Origin of the sequence: Pseudescherichia sp. L3, assembly GCF_024656065.1 — a bacterium.
GTDB lineage: Bacteria > Pseudomonadota > Gammaproteobacteria > Enterobacterales > Enterobacteriaceae > Pseudescherichia.
This window is the reverse complement of record NZ_JANKYC010000002.1, coordinates 88,403-108,795: the sequence shown is the minus strand read 5'-3', so window position 1 is coordinate 108,795 and position 20,393 is coordinate 88,403. Positions and strand designations below refer to the sequence as shown.

17 protein-coding genes and 4 tRNA genes are annotated in these 20,393 nt (G+C 57.6%); 17 read left to right on the top strand and 4 right to left on the bottom strand.

All coding sequences use genetic code 11. The features are described 5' to 3' along the window. Window positions 1-1,029, top strand: a complete 1,029-nt coding sequence (locus tag NR795_RS12090) for a HoxN/HupN/NixA family nickel/cobalt transporter (protein WP_257758354.1) — start codon at window positions 1-3, stop codon at window positions 1,027-1,029. Here the strand turns inward: NR795_RS12090 and norW are convergent. Together norW and norV are read right to left on the bottom strand one after the other, a co-directional pair. Then, window positions 974-2,134, bottom strand: coding sequence for an NADH:flavorubredoxin reductase NorW (gene norW / locus NR795_RS12085; RefSeq protein WP_257758353.1), 1,161 nt, complete (start codon window positions 2,132-2,134; stop codon window positions 974-976). The two genes, NR795_RS12090 and norW, sit on opposite strands and share 56 nt — an antisense overlap. Continuing rightward, the gene (gene norV / locus NR795_RS12080) at window positions 2,131-3,573 is read right to left on the bottom strand and encodes an anaerobic nitric oxide reductase flavorubredoxin (protein ID WP_257758352.1); all 1,443 of its coding nucleotides are present in this window, start codon (window positions 3,571-3,573) and stop codon (window positions 2,131-2,133) included. The genes norW and norV overlap by 4 nt, the downstream gene beginning before the upstream one ends. 189 nt (window positions 3,574-3,762) lie before the next feature. Here norV and norR point away from each other — a divergent pair, with 189 nt between their 5' ends. The 16 genes from norR to NR795_RS12000 all read left to right on the top strand — a co-directional run bounded on the left by norR (window position 3,763) and on the right by NR795_RS12000 (window position 17,093). Beyond that, entirely contained in the window at window positions 3,763-5,295 is a 1,533-nt protein-coding gene (gene norR / locus NR795_RS12075; protein ID WP_257758351.1) for a nitric oxide reductase transcriptional regulator NorR, read from the top strand. Between the two features lie 34 nt (window positions 5,296-5,329). After that, on the top strand, window positions 5,330-6,412 hold the full coding sequence (gene mltB, locus NR795_RS12070) for a lytic murein transglycosylase B (protein ID WP_042387649.1): 1,083 nt from the start codon (window positions 5,330-5,332) through the stop codon (window positions 6,410-6,412). Between the two features lie 135 nt (window positions 6,413-6,547). Beyond that, on the top strand, window positions 6,548-7,045 hold the full coding sequence (pncC, locus tag NR795_RS12065; RefSeq protein WP_257758350.1) for a nicotinamide-nucleotide amidase: 498 nt from the start codon (window positions 6,548-6,550) through the stop codon (window positions 7,043-7,045). An 89-nt stretch (window positions 7,046-7,134) separates the two neighbouring features. Further along, entirely contained in the window at window positions 7,135-8,199 is a 1,065-nt protein-coding gene (gene recA / locus NR795_RS12060) for a recombinase RecA (protein ID WP_144817845.1), read from the top strand. 70 nt (window positions 8,200-8,269) lie between these two features. Next, the gene (gene recX / locus NR795_RS12055) at window positions 8,270-8,755 is read left to right on the top strand and encodes a recombination regulator RecX (protein WP_144817846.1); all 486 of its coding nucleotides are present in this window, start codon (window positions 8,270-8,272) and stop codon (window positions 8,753-8,755) included. Window positions 8,756-8,900: 145 nt separating this feature from the next. After that, entirely contained in the window at window positions 8,901-11,528 is a 2,628-nt protein-coding gene (alaS, locus tag NR795_RS12050; RefSeq protein ID WP_257758349.1) for an alanine--tRNA ligase, read from the top strand. 242 nt (window positions 11,529-11,770) lie between these two features. Further along, complete coding sequence (gene csrA / locus NR795_RS12045) at window positions 11,771-11,956, top strand: carbon storage regulator CsrA (protein ID WP_000906486.1); 186 nt, start codon at window positions 11,771-11,773, stop codon at window positions 11,954-11,956. Between the two features lie 314 nt (window positions 11,957-12,270). Continuing rightward, window positions 12,271-12,363 (top strand) — tRNA-Ser (locus NR795_RS12040). Between the two features lie 3 nt (window positions 12,364-12,366). Next, a tRNA-Arg gene (locus NR795_RS12035) sits at window positions 12,367-12,443 on the top strand. A 61-nt stretch (window positions 12,444-12,504) separates the two neighbouring features. After that, window positions 12,505-12,581 (top strand) — tRNA-Arg (locus NR795_RS12030). Window positions 12,582-12,609: 28 nt separating this feature from the next. Further along, window positions 12,610-12,686 (top strand) — tRNA-Arg (locus NR795_RS12025). Window positions 12,687-12,985: 299 nt separating this feature from the next. Then, a complete protein-coding gene (gene yqaB / locus NR795_RS12020) occupies window positions 12,986-13,552 on the top strand; it encodes a fructose-1-phosphate/6-phosphogluconate phosphatase (RefSeq protein WP_238081137.1) in 567 nt (188 codons plus the stop codon). Further along, window positions 13,549-13,977 carry a YqaA family protein gene (locus tag NR795_RS12015; protein WP_257758348.1) on the top strand — a complete coding sequence of 143 codons (429 nt, stop codon included), beginning with the start codon at window positions 13,549-13,551 and terminating at the stop codon, window positions 13,975-13,977. Before yqaB ends, NR795_RS12015 begins: the two co-directional genes overlap by 4 nt. Before the next feature lie 78 nt (window positions 13,978-14,055). Further along, window positions 14,056-15,600, top strand: a complete 1,545-nt coding sequence (gene gshA, locus NR795_RS12010) for a glutamate--cysteine ligase (protein WP_144817849.1) — start codon at window positions 14,056-14,058, stop codon at window positions 15,598-15,600. 159 nt (window positions 15,601-15,759) lie between these two features. Then, on the top strand, window positions 15,760-16,275 hold the full coding sequence (luxS, locus tag NR795_RS12005; protein ID WP_042387630.1) for an S-ribosylhomocysteine lyase: 516 nt from the start codon (window positions 15,760-15,762) through the stop codon (window positions 16,273-16,275). 59 nt (window positions 16,276-16,334) lie between these two features. Further along, window positions 16,335-17,093 (top strand): helix-turn-helix domain-containing protein, encoded by a 759-nt coding sequence (locus tag NR795_RS12000; RefSeq protein WP_222888624.1) that lies wholly within the window; start codon window positions 16,335-16,337, stop codon window positions 17,091-17,093. On the opposite strand, the gene leuA is transcribed toward NR795_RS12000, so the two are convergent. Both leuA and emrB read right to left on the bottom strand, forming a co-directional pair. Continuing rightward, window positions 17,090-18,739 carry a 2-isopropylmalate synthase gene (gene leuA, locus NR795_RS11995; RefSeq protein ID WP_257758347.1) on the bottom strand — a complete coding sequence of 550 codons (1,650 nt, stop codon included), beginning with the start codon at window positions 18,737-18,739 and terminating at the stop codon, window positions 17,090-17,092. The two genes, NR795_RS12000 and leuA, sit on opposite strands and share 4 nt — an antisense overlap. A 102-nt stretch (window positions 18,740-18,841) precedes the next feature. Further along, window positions 18,842-20,389: a multidrug efflux MFS transporter permease subunit EmrB gene (gene emrB, locus NR795_RS11990; RefSeq protein ID WP_144817854.1), complete on the bottom strand. Its 1,548-nt coding sequence runs from the start codon at window positions 20,387-20,389 to the stop codon at window positions 18,842-18,844. Window positions 20,390-20,393: the final 4 nt, after the last annotated feature.

Here is a 20,393-nt window from a genome sequence, read left to right as displayed (position 1 = left end):
ATGTTGATGCGAATGTTACGCAGTGAGCCGTGCGCGGCGCTGCTGATGCTGGGGCTGACTGTGGCTAACCTGCTGGCCTGGGGCTGGGCGTGGCACGCCTTTGCCAGCAGCCCGGCGCTGATGGCCGCCAGCCTGCTGGCCTGGGGCTATGGGCTGCGCCACGCGGTCGATGCGGATCACATCGCCGCCATTGATAACGTGACGCGCAAAATGATGCAGCAGGGCAAACGCCCGTTTGGCGTCGGGGCCTGGTTCTCGCTGGGCCACTCCAGCATCGTGGTGCTCGCCTCTGTGGCCATTGCCGCCACGGCAGCAGCGTTTCAGCACCGGATGGCGTGGTTTCATGAAACCGGCGGCATGATTGGTACGGCGGTATCGGCCATCTTTCTGCTGGCAATGGCGCTGGTGAACCTGGTGATTTTGCGCGGCGTATGGCGCAGCTTCCAGGCTCTGAAGCAGGGTAAGCCGGTGGAGGCCGAAAGCGCCACGCCGGGTGGGGTGATGCACTGGCTGTTTAGCGCTGCCTTTCGCCTGGTGGGCAGGAGCTGGCACATGTATCTGGTGGGCTTTCTCTTTGGCCTGGGCTTCGATACCGCAACGGAGATTGGCGTGCTGGGGATCTCTGCCGCCAGCGCCTCTAACGGTATCTCTATCTGGTCGATTATGGTCTTCCCGGCGCTGTTTGCCAGCGGCATGGCGCTGGTGGATTCGCTGGATAACCTGCTGATGGTCAACGCCTACGGCTGGGCCTTCGCTAAACCCCAGCGCAAGCTCTACTACAACATGACCATCACCGGTACGTCAGTGGTGGTGGCGCTGTTTATCGGCGGGCTGGAAGCGCTGGGGCTGCTGGCGGATAAATTTGCCCTGAGCGGCGGCGTGTGGAACGCCATCGCCACGCTGAACGATAACCTCGGCGACGCTGGTTTTATCGTGGTGGCGATTTTTATCCTTTGCTGGCTAGCCTCGATTGTTAACTACCGGGTGCGGGGTTATGACTCGCTGGTGGGAGCTGCTTCAGCAGAGTAAACGCCTCTTTCATGCGATCCTCGCTAATCGCAAAGGCGCAGAGCTGATCGCCTTCATCAAACCCCTGAGCGACCATCCCCGCTGCGCTGGTCTCTATCTGCCAGCGCAGATCGCGCCGCCCGGTCTCGCCCGCCAGCTGTAAGGGCAGCGCAGGGGTTTTGACTTTTACCAGCATCGCGGGCAGCTTAAGCGGAACGCGGGCACCGAGCAGGTTTTTCGCCAGGTACATAGCGCTCAGCTGAATCGGCTGGAGAAACGGCAGCACGTCGCCGTTGATCTCTGCACAGTCGCCAAGCGCATAGATATCTGCCTGCGTGGTTTGCAGGTAGCTGTCGACCTTCACCCCGCGATGCGTTTCTGCGCCGGCGCGCTGCGCCAGCGCGGTTTCCGCCCGCAGACCGGTGGCAGCCACCACGGCATCTACCTCCACGCTGCGGCTGCGATCCAGCTGAACGCGGATACCGTCAGAGGTTTTCTCCAGCCGTTGCAGCTGCGACTTCAGCAGCAGCTGCACGCCCATATCGGTCAGGCAGTGCTGTAAGCGACCGCTTACTTCGGGCGGCATCAGCATAGGCAGAATGCTGGCAGCCTGATCAATGAGGGTAACCACTTTTCCGGCGCGGCAAAAATCCATCGCCAGCTCGGTGCCAATCAGACCACTGCCGACAATCATTACCCGCTGCGCGTCGCGAAGCGCGGTTTCACAGGCGCGATACTCCCGCTGGCTGTTGAGAGTAAGCATCAGCTCGCGCCCCTCAACCGGCGGCACAAAGGCGGATGCACCTGTCGCCAGCACCAGCTTATCGTACTGCCAGGATTGTTGACCCGCTTTCACCACGTGCGCGGCGGCGTCAATATCGGTCACCCAGGTCCAGGGAAATAGCCGCAGGTTAAACTGTTCGGCAAACTCCCCCGCCGTCTGGCGGGTGAGGTCGTCTGCACGCTGGCTCTGGCTGATAACGTGGCTTAAGTCCGGCTTGTTGTATTCATCGATGCTATCGGCTGCAATCAGCTTCAGCGGTACGTTCGCATCAAGCTTGCGGATATTTTTCACCAGCTGGCGGGCGGCAAAGCCCGAGCCAATAATCACGATACCGTGGTTCATTTAACCTCCGTAGCCAGCTCATCAAAGACCTCTTTACCCAGGGAGCACTCCGGACAGAGGAAGTTGTCCGGCACGTCGCACCACGGCGTCCCAGGAGCGACCTCCTGCATCGGCTCGCCTTTAGCCGGATCGTAGATCCACTGGCAGACGCTGCACTGCATGCTCGGCCCCAGATCGGCAGCGGTTGCACAGGAGCTGGCGTCCGGCGTCTTGAAGGATGCGGGTGCAGCGACAGGTAATGGAGTAAGTGCCCACTGACGTGCAATATCGCGGCCGTGCTGACGGCAAATTTCAAGGGCATCAATGTCCGGACGCCATTTCGCCTTCAGGCTCAGGGACATCTCAAAACCGGCATCCTGAAGACGCGTAGAGAGGCGGTCTACCGCGCCGCCGCTCCAGCCGTGGGAGCCAAAGGCGCTGGCGCGTTTGTTGCGGAAGCGCAGGCCGGTCATCTCCTCTACCAGACCGGCAATTTTCGGCATCATCACGTTGTTCATGGTGGAGGTTCCCACCAGCACGCCTTTGGAGCGGAAGACGTTGGTTAATACCTCGTTCTTATCGCTGCGCGCCACGTTGAAGATTTTTACCGCCACGTTGGGGTCGACTTCGTTGATCCCCTGGGCAATGGCGTCTGCCATCATGCGGGTGTTATTGGACATGGTGTCGTAGAAGAGAGTGATGCGATCCTCCTGATAGTCCGCCGCCCACTTCAGATACAGCTCAACGATTTGGGTCGGGTTTTCACGCCAGACCACGCCGTGAGAGGTCGCAATCATATCCACCGGCAGGTTGAAGCCGAGGATCTCGGTGATTTTTGGTGTCACCAGGCGGCTGAATGGGGTCAGGATATTGGCGTAGTAGCGCTGGCACTGCTCAAACAGCTCGTTCTGATCGACTTCATCATTAAACAGGCGTTCATCGCAGTAGTGCTGACCGAAGGCGTCGTTGCTGAACAGCACCGCGTCACCGGTCATGTAGGTCATCATGCTGTCCGGCCAGTGCAGCATTGGGGTTTCAACAAAGATCAGCTGTTTGCCGTTGCCGATATCTAAGCTATCGCCGGTCTTCACGGTATGGAAGTTCCACTCCGGATGGTGATGGTGACCGTTAATAGAGTCGATGGCGTTGGTAGTGCAGTAGATCGGCGTATTCGGGATGTGGGACATCAGCTCGGTCAGCGCACCCGCGTGGTCCTCTTCGGCATGGTTAATAATGATGTAATCAATAGCGTTAAGGTCGATCTCGCTGCGCAGGTTCTGCACGAACTCGCGGCTGAATTTATGATCGACGGTATCGATCAGCACGTTTTTGCCTTCGCGAATGAGATAGCTGTTATAGCTGCTGCCGCGCAGCGTTTTATATTCGGTCCCATGAAAATCGCGAACTTCCCAGTCACGTTGACCAACCCAATGAATGTTATTTTTAACCAGAATAGACATAGCAACCTCAATTTCAATTCAGCATGTTTGACTCAGATGCTTTGTCTATATCAAGTTGTATGCCAACTTTATAACTGACTGAAATTAAATAATTTATTAATGAGTTAACTCCAGGTGGGTAGTCACTTTGACTATCATCACTGTTGTCAATATGACACTATGTATTGTCAAAGTGACAGCGAGGTAACGATGAGTTTTTCAGTTGAGGTATTAGCCGGGATCGCCATTGAGTTACAAAGCGGCATCGGCCATCAGGATCGCTTTCAGCGGCTGATCGCCACCCTGCGTCAGGTCTTAGGCTGCGACGCCTCGGCGCTGCTGCGCTACAGCGCGCGGGAGTTTATTCCCTTAGCTATCGACGGCCTCGCGCCAGACGTGCTGGGGCGGCGTTTTACCCTTGAGGGACATCCCCGGCTGGAGGCCATCGCCAGGGCAGGGGACGTGGTGCGTTTCCCTGCCGACAGCGATCTGCCCGATCCCTATGACGGACTTATTCCTGGCCAGGAGGAGCTGAAAGTGCACGCCTGCATCGGCCTGCCGTTGTTTGCCGGGCAGCACCTGATTGGTGCCCTGACCCTTGACGGCATGTCGCCGGATCGCTTCGATAACTTCAGCGATGAGGAGCTACGGCTGATTGCCGCTCTGGCAGCGGGGGCACTCAATAACGCCCTGCTGATTGAGCAGCTGGAGAGCCAGAATATGCTCCCGGGCGCGCCTGCGATCTTCGAGCCGGTGACCACCACCCGGATGATCGGCCTGTCGCCGGGCATGACGCAGCTGAAAAAAGAGATCGATATTGTTGCCGCCTCGGATTTGAACGTGCTGATTAGCGGCGAGACCGGCACCGGCAAAGAGCTGGTGGCGAAAGCCATTCATGAAGGCTCTCCGCGTGCAGACCAGCCGCTGGTCTATCTTAACTGCGCGGCGCTGCCGGAGAGCGTGGCGGAGAGCGAGCTGTTTGGTCACGTCAAAGGGGCGTTTACCGGTGCGATCAGCAACCGCAGCGGCAAGTTTGAGATGGCGGATAACGGCACGCTGTTCCTTGATGAGATTGGCGAGCTGTCGCTGGCGCTCCAGGCTAAGCTGCTGCGCGTGTTGCAGTATGGCGATATTCAGCGCGTCGGGGACGATCGCAGCCTGCGGGTAGACGTCCGGGTGCTGGCGGCTACCAACCGCGATCTGCGGGAAGAGGTGCTGGCCGGACGCTTTCGTGCCGATCTCTTCCACCGCCTGAGCGTCTTTCCGCTGGCGGTGCCGCCGCTGCGCGAGCGCGGTGAGGACGTGGTGCTGCTGGCGGGGTACTTCTGCGAGCAGTGCCGACAGCGCTTTGGCCTCGCGCAGGTGCTATTAAGCAGCGGAGCGCGTTCGCAGCTGCTACAGTATGGCTGGCCAGGCAACGTGCGTGAGCTGGAGCACGCCATCCACCGTGCCGTAGTGCTGGCGCGTGCCGCACGGGCAGGGGAGGACGTCACGCTGGAGGCGCAGCATTTTGCCTTTGCCGACGCGCCTCTGCCGCAGATACCGGTCGCCGCACCCTCCGTACCGGGCAGAAACCTGCGCGAGGCGACGGAGGATTTTCAGCGCCAGACTATCCGCCAGGCGCTGGCACAGCATAACCAGAGCTGGGCCGCCTGTGCCAGGGCGCTGGAGATGGACGTCGCCAACCTGCACCGGCTGGCGAAGCGGCTGGGCTTGAAAGGCCAGCCAGATGATTTACCATGATTCTCTCAGGTCGATTTTGTATTAGGGACAACCCATGTTTAAGCGTCGTTATATCACTCTTCTTCCCGCGCTTGTTTTGCTCTCTGCCTGCAGCAGCAAACCCAAAACGCCTGAAGCGCCTCCGGCTACCACCGGTACGCCGTCCGGCGGCTTCCTGCTTCAACCCCAGCATGATGTCATTATGTCAGGCGGTGACTTTGCCAATAACCCGGCGGCAGAGCAGTTCATAAATAAAATGGTCAGCAAGCATGGTTTCGATCCCCAGCAGCTGCGTGAAATTTTATCCCAGGCGAAGCGTCTTGATTACGTCCTGCGCCTGATGGATCGCCAGGCGCCTACTGGCCCAGCCCCGGTTGGCCCGAACGGCGCATGGCTGCGCTACAAGAAGCAGTTTATTACCCCGGACAACGTGCAGAACGGTGTCGCGTTCTGGAACCAGTATGAAGACGCCCTCAACCGCGCCTGGCAGGTCTACGGCGTGCCGCCGGAGATTATCGTGGGCATTATCGGGGTTGAGACCCGCTGGGGCCGCGTGATGGGTAAAACGCGTATTCTCGACGCGCTGGCGACCCTGTCATTTAACTACCCGCGCCGCGCCGAGTACTTCTCCAGCGAACTGGAGACCTTCCTGCTGATGGCCCGTGACGAGCAGGACGATCCGCTGGAGCTGAAAGGCTCCTTTGCCGGGGCGATGGGCTACGGTCAGTTTATGCCCTCATCCTATAAAAAGCTGGCGGTCGACTTTAACGGCGACGGTCACATTAACCTGTGGGATCCGGTTGACGCCATTGGCAGCGTAGCGAACTACTTTAAAGCCAATGGCTGGGTGAAGGGCGATCCGGTTGCTATTCCGGCTAACGGCCAGGCACCGGGGCTGGCAAACGGCTTTAAAACCAAATACAGCGTCTCGCAGCTGGCGGCCGCTGGCCTGACGCCGCAGCAGCCAGTGGGCAACCATCAGCAGGTGAGCCTGCTGCGCCTCGACGTCGGCACCGGGTACGAATACTGGTACGGCCTGCCGAACTTCTACACCATCACCCGCTATAACGCGAGTACCCACTACGCGATGGCGGTCTGGCAGCTGGGCCAGGCGGTGTCACTGGCTCGCGTACAGTAGCGCTTACTCAGGATCCAGGGCCAGCGCACGCTGGCCTTTTTTCTGAATCACCCTCGTAAAATCCTGCCTTCGCCCCCATATTAAGAGAGAAAGTGCTATCTTATCTCTCTCATTTCAGCCGTTTACGGAGCGGTTATGACTGACAGTGAATTGATGCAGCTCAGCGAGCGCATAGGCCTGGCGCTAAAGGCGCGCGGCGCGACCGTGACCACGGCTGAATCCTGTACCGGCGGCTGGGTAGCCAAAGCCATTACCGATATCGCCGGCAGCTCTGCCTGGTTTGAACGGGGTTTTGTCACCTATTCTAATGAAGCCAAGGCGCAGATGATCGGCGTAAAACCCGAGACGTTAGCCCAGCACGGGGCGGTCAGCGAGCCAGTGGTCGTTGAGATGGCGATCGGTGCGATTAAGGCCGCCCGCGCGACCTATGCCGTCTCTATTAGCGGTATCGCGGGCCCGGACGGTGGCAGCGAAAGCAAGCCGGTCGGCACGGTCTGGTTTGGCTTCGCCAGCGCGGCGGGAGAGGGGATCACGCGGCGGGAATGCTTCGCCGGTGACCGTGAAAGCGTGCGCCGTCAGGCCACCGTTTATGCCCTGCAAACCCTGTGGCAACATTTTCTACAAAGAGCTTGATACTGTATGCGTATACAGTATAATGAGCGCAACAAAACAGTAATCCCCGGCGAGCATCACCTGCTTTACCCGGCATGACAGGAGTAATAATGGCTATCGACGAAAACAAACAGAAAGCGTTGGCGGCAGCACTGGGCCAGATCGAAAAGCAATTCGGTAAAGGCTCCATCATGCGCCTGGGTGAAGACCGTACTATGGACGTAGAAACGATCTCCACGGGTTCGCTTTCGCTGGACATCGCCCTCGGTGCGGGCGGCCTGCCAATGGGCCGTATCGTAGAGATCTACGGGCCGGAGTCCTCAGGTAAAACGACTCTGACACTGCAGGTTATCGCTGCTGCCCAGCGTCAGGGTAAAACCTGTGCCTTTATCGATGCAGAGCACGCGCTTGACCCTGTGTACGCGCGCAAGCTGGGCGTTGATATCGACAACCTGCTCTGCTCGCAGCCGGATACCGGTGAGCAGGCGCTTGAGATCTGTGACGCGCTGGCGCGCTCCGGCGCGGTTGACGTGCTGGTGGTTGACTCCGTTGCGGCACTGACGCCGAAAGCCGAGATCGAAGGCGAGATCGGCGACTCTCACATGGGCCTCGCGGCACGTATGATGAGCCAGGCGATGCGTAAGCTGGCGGGTAACCTGAAGCAGTCCAACACCCTGCTGATCTTCATCAACCAGATCCGTATGAAGATTGGTGTGATGTTCGGTAACCCGGAAACCACCACCGGCGGTAACGCGCTGAAATTCTACGCCTCCGTGCGTCTCGACATCCGCCGTATCGGCGCGGTGAAAGAGGGCGATAACGTGGTCGGGAGCGAAACCCGCGTGAAAGTGGTGAAAAACAAGATCGCTGCGCCGTTCAAACAGGCTGAGTTCCAGATCCTCTACGGCGAAGGTATCAACTTCTACGGCGAGCTGGTTGACCTGGGCGTGAAAGAGAAGCTGATCGAAAAAGCGGGCGCATGGTATAGCTACAACGGTGAGAAGATCGGTCAGGGTAAAGCGAATGCGACCACCTGGCTGAAAGAGAACCCGGCTACCGCGAAAGAGATCGAAACGAAGATCCGTGAGATTCTGCTCACGAACCCGGACACCAAACCGGACTTTACGGTTGACGACAACGACGTCAATGCGAAAGAGACCAACGAAGATTTTTAATAATCTGACGTAACGAACAAGGGCTGCCGATGCAGCCCTTTTTGCTATTTATCTATCCAGCAGGTGTGCCATGACAGATACCTCGCCCCGCCGCTCCGCCTATTCCCGCTTGCTCGATCGCGCCATGCGCATTCTCGGCATGCGCGACCACAGCGAACAGGAGTTCCGCCGCAAGCTGACCGCCCCGGTGATGACCAAAACCGGACCTGAGCCGGTAGATGCCACTGAAGACGATATCAATAACGTGGTGAACTGGTGCTATGAAAACCGCTATCTTGACGATGCCCGTTTTGCCCGCCAGTTTATCGCCAGCCGCAGCCGTAAAGGCTATGGTCCGGCACGTATCCGCCAGGAGCTGACCCAGAAGGGAATTGACCGGGAAACGGGAGAGGAGGCGATGCGCGAAAGCGACATCGACTGGATTGAGATTGCCCGCGAGCAGGCGCAGCGCAAATATGGCGATCCGCTGCCAGCGGTCTTTGCTGAGAAGGTGAAAGTACAGCGTTTTTTACTCTATCGGGGATTCCTGATGGAGGATATTAAAGAACTTTGGTGAAATTTTACGTCCTGGCTGCATACGGGATTTTACTTCGCAGTCAAGAAAACTTATCTTATTCCCACTTTTTCCAGTAGCTGGTCCTCGCCTGTAACAGGGAGAAACGCCAGCTGCGACATTTCGTTAGCTTGATTTCAGGATAATTATGAGCAAGAGCACCGCTGAGATCCGTCAGGCGTTTCTCGATTTTTTCCATAGTAAAGGTCATCAGGTTGTTGCAAGCAGCTCCCTGGTACCCAACAACGATCCAACTCTGCTGTTTACTAACGCCGGGATGAACCAGTTCAAGGATGTTTTCCTTGGTCTCGACAAGCGTAATTATTCCCGCGCAACCACCTCGCAGCGCTGCGTGCGTGCGGGCGGTAAACACAACGATCTGGAAAACGTCGGTTACACCGCGCGCCATCACACCTTCTTTGAAATGCTGGGTAACTTCAGCTTTGGCGACTATTTCAAACACGATGCTATCCAGTACGCATGGGAACTGCTGACCGGTGAAAACTGGTTCAACCTGCCGAAAGATCGCCTGTGGGTAACCGTCTACGAAACCGACGACGAAGCTTACGAAATCTGGGAAAAAGAGGTTGGCATCCCGCGCGAACGTATCATCCGCATTGGTGATAACAAAGGCGGTGCCTACGCTTCTGATAACTTCTGGCAGATGGGCGACACCGGTCCGTGCGGCCCCTGTACCGAGATCTTCTTCGACCACGGCGCGCATATCGCCGGCGGTCCTCCGGGCAGCCCGGACGAAGACGGCGATCGCTACATTGAGATCTGGAACATCGTCTTTATGCAGTTCAACCGCCAGGCCGATGGCACCATGGAGCCGCTGCCGAAGCCGTCCGTGGACACCGGTATGGGCCTGGAGCGTATTGCGGCAGTGCTGCAGCACGTTAACTCGAACTATGAGATCGACCTGTTCCGCGATCTGATCGCTGCCGTTGCGAAAGTGACCGGCGCAACCGATCTGAACAACAAATCCCTGCGCGTCATTGCCGACCATATCCGCTCCTGTGCGTTCCTGCTCGCCGATGGCGTGCTGCCGTCGAACGAGAGCCGTGGCTACGTGCTGCGCCGTATCATTCGTCGCGCGGTCCGTCATGGCAACATGCTCGGCGCGAAAGAGACCTTCTTCTACAAGCTGGTTGCCCCGCTGATCGACGTGATGGGTGCGGCAGGCGAAGAGCTGAAGAGCCAGCAGGCGCAGGTTGAGCAGACGCTGAAAACCGAAGAAGAGCAGTTTGCCCGCACGCTGGAGCGTGGCCTGGCGCTGCTCGACGAAGAGCTGGCGAAGCTGACCGGCGATACGCTGGACGGTGAAACCGTCTTCCGTCTGTATGATACCTACGGCTTCCCAATGGATCTCACCGCCGACGTCTGTCGCGAGCGCGATATTAAAGTCGACGAAGAGGGCTTTAAGGTCGCGATGGAAGCGCAGCGCAACCGCGCCCGTGAATCCAGCGGCTTTGGCGCAGACTACAACGCCATGATCCGCGTTGAGGGCGCCTCTGAATTTAAAGGTTACGACAGCCTGGAGCTGACCAGCAAGGTCACCGCGCTGTTTGTTGAGGGCCAGTCCGTCAACACGATTAGCGCAGGGCAGGAGGCGGTGGTCATTCTTGACGCAACGCCGTTCTACGCGGAATCCGGCGGCCAGGTGGGCGACAAGGGCGAGCTGAAAGGCAATGGCTTCACCTTTACCGTGACCGATACCCAGAAATATGGCCAGGCTATAGGTCATCAGGGCAAGCTGGCATCCGGCTCGCTGAAAGTGGGCGACGGCGTTAAGGCCGAGGTGGATGAAGCCCGCCGCGAGCGTATCCGTCTGAACCACTCTGCAACGCACCTGATGCACGCCGCGCTGCGCGACGTGCTGGGCACCCACGTGGCGCAGAAAGGCTCGCTGGTGAACGACAAGGTGCTGCGCTTTGACTTCTCCCACTTTGAAGCCATGAAGCCTGCGGAGATCCGCGCGGTAGAAGATCTGGTTAACGCCCAGATTCGTCGTAACCTGCCGATTGAAACCCAGATTATGGACCTCGAAGACGCGCGAGCCAAAGGTGCGATGGCGCTGTTTGGCGAGAAGTATGACGAGCGCGTACGCGTTCTGAGCATGGGCGACTTCTCTACCGAGCTGTGCGGCGGCACCCACGCCTCCCGCACCGGTGATATCGGGCTGTTCCGCATCGTGTCGGAATCCGGCACGGCGGCAGGCGTTCGTCGTATTGAAGCCGTTACCGGTGAAAATGCGCTTGCCAGCCTCCATGCGCAGAGCGAGCAGCTGCAGGACATTGCTCAGCTGCTGAAGGGTGACAGTCAGAACCTGGGCGAGAAAGTGCGCTCCGTTCTCGATAAAACTCGCCAGCTAGAGAAAGAGCTGCAGCAGCTGAAAGCGCAGCAGGCGGCGCAGGAGAGCGCAAACCTCTCCGATAAGGCTGAAGAGATTAACGGCGTGAAGCTGCTGGTGAGCGAGCTAGCGGGCGTCGAGCCGAAGATGCTGCGTACTATGGTTGACGATCTGAAGAACCAGCTGGGTTCCGCGGTAATCGTTCTTGCCACGGTAGCAGAGGGTAAGGTTTCTCTGATTGCGGGGGTCTCGAAAGAGGTGACCGACCGCGTGAAAGCAGGGGAGCTGATTGGTATGGTTGCCCAGCAGGTGGGTGGTAAAGGCGGTGGCCGTCCAGATATGGCGCAGGCCGGCGGTACCGACGCAGCCGCGCTTCCTGCGGCGTTAGCCAGCGTTAAAGGCTGGGTAAGCGCAAAACTGTAATAACAAACAAAGCGAATGCAGACGCCATAGCCTTCGGGTTATGGCGTACTTGCCACTACGCTGTTGATAACGATAAAGTCAGGTTGAAGTTGTGTATATCGGCTAAACTTACGTTTAACAGAATGTGATGCCGTGACTGCTTACACTTTACGTGTTTGTCATCGCTTACTTTTTGGCGTTATATGATGGATAATGCCGGGATACAAGAGACCCGACTCTTTTAATCTTTCAAGGAGCAAAGAATGCTGATTCTGACTCGTCGAGTTGGTGAAACCCTCATGATTGGGGACGAGGTCACCGTGACAGTTTTAGGGGTTAAGGGCAACCAGGTGCGAATTGGTGTGAACGCCCCTAAAGAAGTATCTGTTCATCGTGAAGAGATCTACCAGCGTATCCAGGCTGAAAAATCACAACAGTCCAGCTACTGATATCATCGCGTCTCGCTTTCTGGCGAGACGCAGCTCTTGCCAGCCCGCTTTTTTTCACGCTTTCCTCCTATTCTGCCCCTTTTGCATGACATTTTCATTTCTCGGCTCGCTTTCTTTATGCTGCGTTACGTCAAGGATTGTGCTGATAAAACACTCTTTTTGATCCTTTTCAGCGCAAATTGTTTGCGAAGTGTGCAAACGAATCAGGGCTGGGAAAAATTGTTTGACTTATAAGTCCCAGAAAGTAATATGTGCGCCAACGCAGCGACGAAGAGCGGAAACAAGTTCTTCGAAGCACTCGCAAGAGGCGTGTTGGTGAGGTGGCCGAGAGGCTGAAGGCGCTCCCCTGCTAAGGGAGTATGCGGTCAAAAGCTGCATCCGGGGTTCGAATCCCCGCCTCACCGCCATTTGCATCCATAGCTCAGCTGGATAGAGTACTCGGCTACGAACCGAGCGGTCGGAGGTTCGAATCCTCCTGGATGCACCATATTGTGCAGTGTTGCGGCACGTTGAGCGACATTGAAAAAGTTGTAAAGCAGTACCCTGATGCATCCATAGCTCAGCTGGATAGAGTACTCGGCTACGAACCGAGCGGTCGGAGGTTCGAATCCTCCTGGATGCACCATCTTCTGGAAACAAAGCACCACCTTAATGCATCCATAGCTCAGCTGGATAGAGTACTCGGCTACGAACCGAGCGGTCGGAGGTTCGAATCCTCCTGGATGCACCATATTCTCCGAGATAACAGCCAGGCTGCTGTTTCAAGGTCTGCGAAATTATCGCTAGCACCAGGGAGGATAACGTTGCGTAAGCAACGGCCCGTAGGGCGAGGCGCAGCCGAGTAATCCTCCTGGATGCACCATTCTTCAAGTCAAAAGATATTTCTCAGCGTTAACCTCCGAAATACACTCTCTTTTTTATCTCTAATTTCAATCATCTGTTTTACACCCTAACTCTCTATCGCCATCAGCGACAAAACGCCCTGTTTACGTTAAAGTAATGTTCTGTTATCCGCAGTGTGAGAACGCGATGTACGAACGTTATGACGGTCTGATTTTCGATATGGATGGCACCATCCTTGATACCGAACCTACCCATCGTAAAGCCTGGCACGACGTGCTGGCGCACTATGGCATGCGCTTTGATGAGCAGGCTATTGTCGCGCTTAACGGCTCGCCGACCTGGCGTATTGCGCAGGCGGTCATTGAGTGGAACCACGGCGATCTCGATCCTTACGCCCTGGCGCGTGAAAAAACCGAAGCGGTGAAGGCGATGCTGCTGGACACCGTAGAGCCGCTGCCGCTGATTGACGTGGTGAAAGCGTGGCACGGTCGTCGTCCTATGGCGGTAGGCACCGGCAGCGAGCGCGCCATTGCCGAAGCGCTGCTCACTCACCTTAATCTGCGCCACTATTTTACCGCGGTGGTTGCCGCCGATGACGTTGAGCACCATAAGCCTGCACCCGACACCTTCCTGCTCTGTGCGGAGCTAATGGGCGTTGACCCGACCAAATGCGTGGTGTTTGAAGACGCTGACTTTGGTCTTGAGGCGGCGCGGCGGGCAGGAATGGATGCCGTGGACGTGCGTACGCTGTGAGCGACGCGCTGTCACTCCTTTCACTTTTTACCAGCAGCTTTCTCAGTGCCACGCTTCTGCCGGGCAGTTCAGAAGTGCTGCTGGTTGCCCTGTTAATCTCTGGCATCAGCCAGCCCTGGCTCATTATCTTAATAGCAACAATGGGTAATAGCCTTGGAGGGGTGACTAACGTTATCCTTGGACGTTTCTTTCCGCTGCGTAAAACATCACGCTGGCAGGAAAAAGCCCAACACTATTTGAAACGTTATGGCGCAGCCACGCTATTATTGAGCTGGATGCCTGTTATCGGTGATCTGCTGTGCCTGCTTGCGGGATGGATGCGCATTGCGTGGGGGCCGGTTATCTTTTTTTTATGCCTTGGCAAGGGGCTACGCTATGCCGTTTTGGCGGCCCTGACCCTGCAAGGTATGACGTGGTGGCACTAATTGGTTGGTCATACGCTTTTATCGTCAACCATTACAATTATGCTTATTAGAAATGATTTCGACAGGCGGGAGGTCAACTTGATCCCGGACGTATCACAGGCGCTGTCCTGGCTGGAAAAAAATCCTCATGTCCTGAAAGGGATTATGCGAGGGCTTGAGCGCGAAACGCTGCGCGTTAACGCTGACGGCACGCTTGCAACAACCGGACATCCGGAGCAGCTTGGTGCAGCGCTGACACATAAATGGATCACCACTGATTTCGCCGAAGCGCTACTGGAATTTATTACCCCAGTTGATGGCGATATCGATCATATGCTGACGGTGCTGCGCGACGTGCACCGCTACAGCGTGCGCAACCTGGGAGAGGAACGGCTGTGGCCGCTGAGTATGCCCTGCTACATCGAGAATGGGCAGGATATTGAGCTGGCGCAGTACGGCAAATCCAATATTGGTCGTCTCAAGACGCTTTACCGTGAGGGGTTGAAAAACCGCTACGGTGCGCTGATGCAGACCATCTCGGGCGTGCACTACAACTTCTCTTTGCCAATGGCCTTCTGGCAGGCAAAGTGCGGCAGTACGGATAAAGAGGCGGTCTCCGACGGCTATTTCCGCCTGATCCGTAACTACTACCGCTTCGGCTGGGTGATCCCTTACCTTTTCGGCGCATCGCCGGCTATCTGCTCCTCGTTCTTGCAAGGCAAACCCACTACGCTGCCGTTTGAAAAAACGGAAGAGGGGATGTACTACCTGCCGTACGCCACCTCCCTGCGTCTGAGCGACCTCGGCTATACCAATAAATCGCAAAGCAATCTCGGTATTACGTTTAACGATTTAGAGGGTTATGTGGCAGCATTGAAACGGGCGATCAAAACGCCGTCTGCTGACTACGAGAAGATGGGGCTGACGAAGGACGGTAAGCATCTGCAGATCAATACCAATATTCTGCAGATCGAAAATGAGCTCTATGCGCCGGTACGCCCGAAACGAGTGACCCGCAGTGGTGAAGCGCCGTCGGATGCGCTCCTGCGCGGCGGCATTGAGTACATTGAGGTTCGCTCTCTGGATATTAACCCCTTCTCGGCGGTGGGCGTGGACGAGCAGCAGGTGCGTTTCCTCGATCTGTTTATGGTCTGGTGCGTGCTGGCGGATGCGCCAGAGATGAGCAGCGATGAACTGCTCTGTACGCGGACCAACTGGAATCGTGTAATTCTGGAAGGGCGCAAGCCGGGCCTGACCCTGGGCATCGGCTGTGAAACCGCGCAGTTCCCGTTAAAAGACGTTGGCAAAGATCTGTTCCGCGACCTGAAGCGCGTTGCGCTGACGCTGGACAGCATTGACGGCGGCACCGCCTATGCCGAGGTGTGCGATCAGCTGGTGGCGAGCTTTGACGATCCGGAGCTGACCTTCTCGGCGCGTATTCTGCATTCAATGCTCGAAAGCGGGATTGGCGGTACCGGCAAGGCGCTGGCGGCACAGTATCGTGATATGCTGCGGGAAGAGCCGCTGGAGGTTCTGCTGGACGAGGACTTCACCAAAGAGCGCGATGCATCCTGGGCGCGTCTGCGTGAGATTGAGGCGGCGGACAGCGAGTCGTTTGAAGATCTGTTGGCAAAACACGCCTGACAGGCCTGACAGAAAAGAAAAAGGCCACATTGCTGTGGCCAAAATTTCATCTCTGAAAACAGGGATGATGATAACAAATGCGCGTCTTTCATATATTCAGACTGGCATGCGTTCAAAGAGTTCACTTATTTTTAAAAAAATCACTCCGGAGGTGAAAAAATGCCGTTGTTGGATAGCTTCACTGTCGACCACACCCGTATGGAAGCCCCTGCTGTTCGCGTTGCGAAAACTATGAACACGCCGCACGGCGATGCCATCACCGTCTTCGACCTGCGTTTCTGCATCCCGAATAAAGAAGTGATGCCAGAGAAGGGCATCCACACCCTGGAACACCTGTTCGCAGGCTTTATGCGCGATCACCTGAACGGCAACGGCGTTGAGATCATCGATATCTCGCCGATGGGCTGCCGGACCGGTTTCTACATGAGCCTGATTGGCACCCCTGACGAGCAGCGCGTTGCCGATGCCTGGAAAGCGGCGATGGCTGACGTGCTGAAGGTGAAAGAGCAGAACCAGATCCCTGAGCTGAACGTCTACCAGTGCGGCACCTATCAGATGCACTCTCTGGATGAGGCGCAGGAGATTGCGCGTCATATCCTGGAGCGCGACGTGCGCGTCAACAGCAACGACGAGCTGGCGCTGCCGAAAGATAAGCTGCAAGAGCTGCACATCTAGTCGTAGCAAACGCCCGGCAAACGCAGTGCCGCCGGGCGTTTCAGCATCTGTAGATCACTATGACTACCACCACAACCTTCTCTTTTACCCATCGCCCGCTGATCCCCTTTGCTCATGATTACGCCCATGGCGACAGTGAGCCGTGGCATCAACACGACTGCGCGCAGCTGCTGCATAGCCTGAGCGGCGTGGTCAGGGTTGAGACCGCAGCAGGCTGCTGGGTGGTACCGCCTGGGCGGGGCGTCTGGCTCCCTGCCGCAACGCAGCACGCGTTACGTATTACCGGCAACGTTGCCGCCCGCACGCTGTTTATCGATCCGCTGGCACGCGCTGATCTGCCTGCCTCCTGCCAAATCGTGCAAATTTCCCCTCTGCTGCGCGAGCTGATTGTCTCATCATTCGATCTGGCTGAACGCTACACGCCGGGTAGCCGCGATGAGCGGATCTATGAGCTGATCCTCGATGAGATCCGCGTGATGCAGGCGCTGCCTTTCCATCTTCCTGAACCGCACAGTAATCTCCTGCGCACGCTCTGTCAGCAGATCGGCGAAGAGCCTGCCCGAGAGTGGACCACAGCCCTGGCGGCTAGCGTGACGAACATGAGTGAGCGCACGCTCAACCGCCATTTTCAGCAGCAGACGGGATTAAGCTTTGGAGAGTGGGTGCGTCGGGCTCGCCTGATGGCGGCCCTTATGCGCCTGGCGCAGGGGCAGTCGGTGCTGCGTGTGGCGCTGGATACCGGCTACGGCAGCCATAGCGCCTTTACCGCCATGTTCCGCCGGGTGATGGGCGTTTCACCCAGCGACTACTTTCGCTAGCCCAGCGTATTCAACAGCGCCTGGAGCGACGCGCGAGCAACGTCATTATCGATGCCTACGCCCCAGCGGCTGCTGCCATCCTGAAACAGACAGTGAATATAGGCGACCGAGCGGCTGTCGCTGCGCTCGCCCAGGGTGTGCTCATGGTAATCTTTTATCACAAACGGCTGCGCTACCCATGCCGATAACCCGCTGGCTGCGGCAGAGAGCAGCCCATTGCCGCACCCTTCAAGCTGTCGCGTTTCACCGTCGTGCGAGACGGCGGCGGTTAACCGTAACAGCCCATCCTGCTGGCTTTCACTGCTGTAGCTGAGCAGACGGAAGCGCGGGGCTGGCACCAGCCCATAGCGACTGCGAAAAAGCTGCCAGAGCGCATTTTGCGTCATCTCTTTACCGCCTTCGTCGGCTTCCCGCTGTACGAGCTGGCTGAAGTCCTGCTGCAGGGCGCGGGGAAGCGTCAGGCCGTGATTCTGTTCAATGAGCCATGCGCTGCCGCTCTTGCCCGACTGGCTATTAACGCGGATCACGGCCTCATAGGTGCAGCCGATATCCTGCGGATCGATAGGCAGATAGGGCATTTCCCAGCGTTCGCCCGGCCTGCGCGCGTCGAATCCTTTCTTGATTGCATCCTGGTGTGAACCGGAGAAGGCGGTATAGGCCAGCCGCCCGGCCCAGGGGTGACGCGGGTGCACCGGCAGCTGATTGCAGCTTTCAACCACCTCCACCACGCGCGTCATATCGCTGAAATCCAGCTCCGGCGAGATGCCCTGGCTGTAGAGATTCATCGCCAGCGTTACCAGACAGACGTTGCCGGTACGCTCGCCGTTGCCAAACAGACAGCCCTCAACGCGATCTGCCCCCGCCATGACCGCCAGCTCGGCGCTCGCCACGCCCGTGCCGCGATCGTTATGCGGATGAACGCTGATACAGACCGCCTCGCGCTGGCTGAAACGGCGGCAAAACCACTCAATTTGATCGGCATAGACGTTAGGCGTGTTTACCTCCACGGTGGCGGGGAGATTGACGATCATTGGTCGTTCGGCACAGGGCTGCCAGATAGCCGCCACCGCTTCGCAAATCTCCAGGGCAAATTCAGGCTCGGTAAAGCAGAAGGTTTCCGGCGAGTACTCGTACTGCCAGCGCGTTTGCGGGTTCTCTTCGCACAGCTGACGAATCTGGCGCGTGCTGCGGGTAGCCAGTTCAATTACCTGCGCCTTCTCCATACCGAACACCAGACGGCGAAACAGCGGCGCAGTGGCATTGTAGAGATGCACCGTCGCGCGGCTGGCTCCGCGCAGCGCGTCGAAGGTGCGCGCAATGAGATCCTCGCGCGCCTGGGTTAACACCTGGATCGTCACGTCGTCGGGAATACGATGCTCTTCTATCAGCTGGCGCACAAAATTGAAATCGGTCTGCGAAGCCGAAGGGAAGGCAACTTCAATCTCCTTAAAGCCGCAGTCAAGCAGCAGGTTCCAGAGCTGCATTTTACGCGCCACGTCCATTGGCTCGGCCAGAGCCTGGTTACCGTCACGCAGATCGGTAGAGAGCCAGCGCGGTGCGTGAGCGATCTGCTTTTCCGGCCACGTGCGATCGGGCAGGGAGAGAGGGGGATAGGGCTGGTATTTCTGGGCGGGATTTTTCAGCATGGTGTGCTCCTGTTGTCTTTTCACTATCGTGAAGCGATTTCAGGAGCACGGCTTTATCAGGACGGACAATCCCTGTCGCAGTCCGGTCAATTTACTCGGCGATCAGTGCGCGCCGCCGCCGCCGCTGCCTGCGCCAAACGGCGGTTTCGCAAACCACACCAGCCCCAGCATGATGACGAATATCCCTGCGGAGATCCAAAATATCTCGTTTGCCGAGATAATCAGACCCTGGTTAGTGATCTGCTGGGCTATCCAGCCGGATGCCTGCTGCTGTGTCATCCCCATTCCCTGCAGCTGGTCATACATAAGCTGGGCGTTAGGGTTGTAGGGGGTCACCGACTCCGTAAGCTGGGCGTGATGGATCGACTCCCGGTTGGTCCACAGCGTGGTAGTAATGGACGTGCCGATGGAGCCTGCCAGCGTACGCGAAAAGTTCGACAGGCTGGAGGCGGCTGCAAGACGCTCGGGCGGTAGTCCAGAGAGGATAATGGTCGTCAGCGGCATAAAGAAGCAGGCGACGGCAAACCCCTGGATAAACTGCGGCAGTGCCGAGGCGGCAAAGTCCATGCCCGGCTCGAACGTATAGGCACGCCAGTAGAAGCAGACCGCATACATAATAAAGCTGAAGGTGACCAGCCGACGCATATCCAGCTTATGGGCAAAGCGGCCGATAATCGGCGACAGGATCACCGGGATGATCCCCACCGGCGCAGAGGCCAGCCCCGCCCAGGTGGCCGTGTAGCCGTAGACCTCCTGCAACAGCTGCGGCAGCAGTACAATCGCGCCAAAATAGAGCATGTAGGCCATGCTGATACAGAGGCAGCCGATGGTGAAGTTGCGCGACTTAAACAGCGAGAGATCGACGATGGGGTGGTCGTCGGTCAGCTCCCAGACGATCAGGAAGCTGAGCGCCACCACCGCCACAATGGTTAGGATAATGATCTCCCTGGAGTTGAACCAGTCCAGCTCTTTACCCTGGTCGAGCATGACCTGTAGGCAGCCCACGCCGATCACCAGCAGCGCCAGGCCAACGGCATCAATGCGCCGCTGCTCGGTGCGGGTTTCCCGACCGCGCAGGCTCTGCATCGCCATCACGACTACCACGATACCGATGGGCACGTTGATGAAGAAGATCCAGCCCCAGTGATAGTTATCGCTGATGTAACCGCCCAGAATCGGGCCGCAGATCGGGGCGACGATCACCGTCATGGACCATAGCGACAGGGCGATAGAGCGCTTCGCCGGTGGATAGTTGCTAAGCAGCAGGCTCTGTGAGAGCGGGATCAGCGGCCCGGCAACGATCCCCTGCAGGACGCGGAAGAAGATCAGCATGTTGAGGCTGGTGGACATCCCGCACGCCCAGGAGGCGATGGCAAAGGCGATGGTCGACCACAAAAACAGCTTTACCTCACCGACGCGCTTCGCCAGCCAGCCGGTGATCGGGATAGAGATGGCGTTTGCCACCCCAAAAGAGGTGATCACCCACGTTCCCTGGCTCAGTGACGCGCCAAGGTTACCGGCAATAGTGGGGATCGCCACGTTGGCGATGGTGGAGTCCAGCACCTGCATAAAGGTCGCCAGCGACAGCGCAATGGTCATGATGACCAGCTGCGCCCCCTCCAGCGGTTTTCTCGGTTGCGTAGCGCTCATCAGG

What these genes read in the sequence shown, in the direction of transcription:
- luxS (WP_042387630.1), top strand. Translation starts at nt 15,760, where the DNA reads ATGCCGTTGTTGGATAGCTTCACTGTCGACCACACCCGTATGGAAGCC.
- alaS (WP_257758349.1), top strand. Translation starts at nt 8,901, where the DNA reads ATGAGCAAGAGCACCGCTGAGATCCGTCAGGCGTTTCTCGATTTTTTC.
- NR795_RS12090 (WP_257758354.1), top strand. Translation starts at nt 1, where the DNA reads ATGTTGATGCGAATGTTACGCAGTGAGCCGTGCGCGGCGCTGCTGATG.
- emrB (WP_144817854.1), bottom strand. Translation starts at nt 20,389, where the DNA reads ATGAGCGCTACGCAACCGAGAAAACCGCTGGAGGGGGCGCAGCTGGTC.
- leuA (WP_257758347.1), bottom strand. Translation starts at nt 18,739, where the DNA reads ATGCTGAAAAATCCCGCCCAGAAATACCAGCCCTATCCCCCTCTCTCC.
- pncC (WP_257758350.1), top strand. Translation starts at nt 6,548, where the DNA reads ATGACTGACAGTGAATTGATGCAGCTCAGCGAGCGCATAGGCCTGGCG.
- norW (WP_257758353.1), bottom strand. Translation starts at nt 2,134, where the DNA reads ATGAACCACGGTATCGTGATTATTGGCTCGGGCTTTGCCGCCCGCCAG.
- csrA (WP_000906486.1), top strand. Translation starts at nt 11,771, where the DNA reads ATGCTGATTCTGACTCGTCGAGTTGGTGAAACCCTCATGATTGGGGAC.
- norR (WP_257758351.1), top strand. Translation starts at nt 3,763, where the DNA reads ATGAGTTTTTCAGTTGAGGTATTAGCCGGGATCGCCATTGAGTTACAA.
- yqaB (WP_238081137.1), top strand. Translation starts at nt 12,986, where the DNA reads ATGTACGAACGTTATGACGGTCTGATTTTCGATATGGATGGCACCATC.
- recX (WP_144817846.1), top strand. Translation starts at nt 8,270, where the DNA reads ATGACAGATACCTCGCCCCGCCGCTCCGCCTATTCCCGCTTGCTCGAT.
- mltB (WP_042387649.1), top strand. Translation starts at nt 5,330, where the DNA reads ATGTTTAAGCGTCGTTATATCACTCTTCTTCCCGCGCTTGTTTTGCTC.
- NR795_RS12000 (WP_222888624.1), top strand. Translation starts at nt 16,335, where the DNA reads ATGACTACCACCACAACCTTCTCTTTTACCCATCGCCCGCTGATCCCC.
- norV (WP_257758352.1), bottom strand. Translation starts at nt 3,573, where the DNA reads ATGTCTATTCTGGTTAAAAATAACATTCATTGGGTTGGTCAACGTGAC.
- recA (WP_144817845.1), top strand. Translation starts at nt 7,135, where the DNA reads ATGGCTATCGACGAAAACAAACAGAAAGCGTTGGCGGCAGCACTGGGC.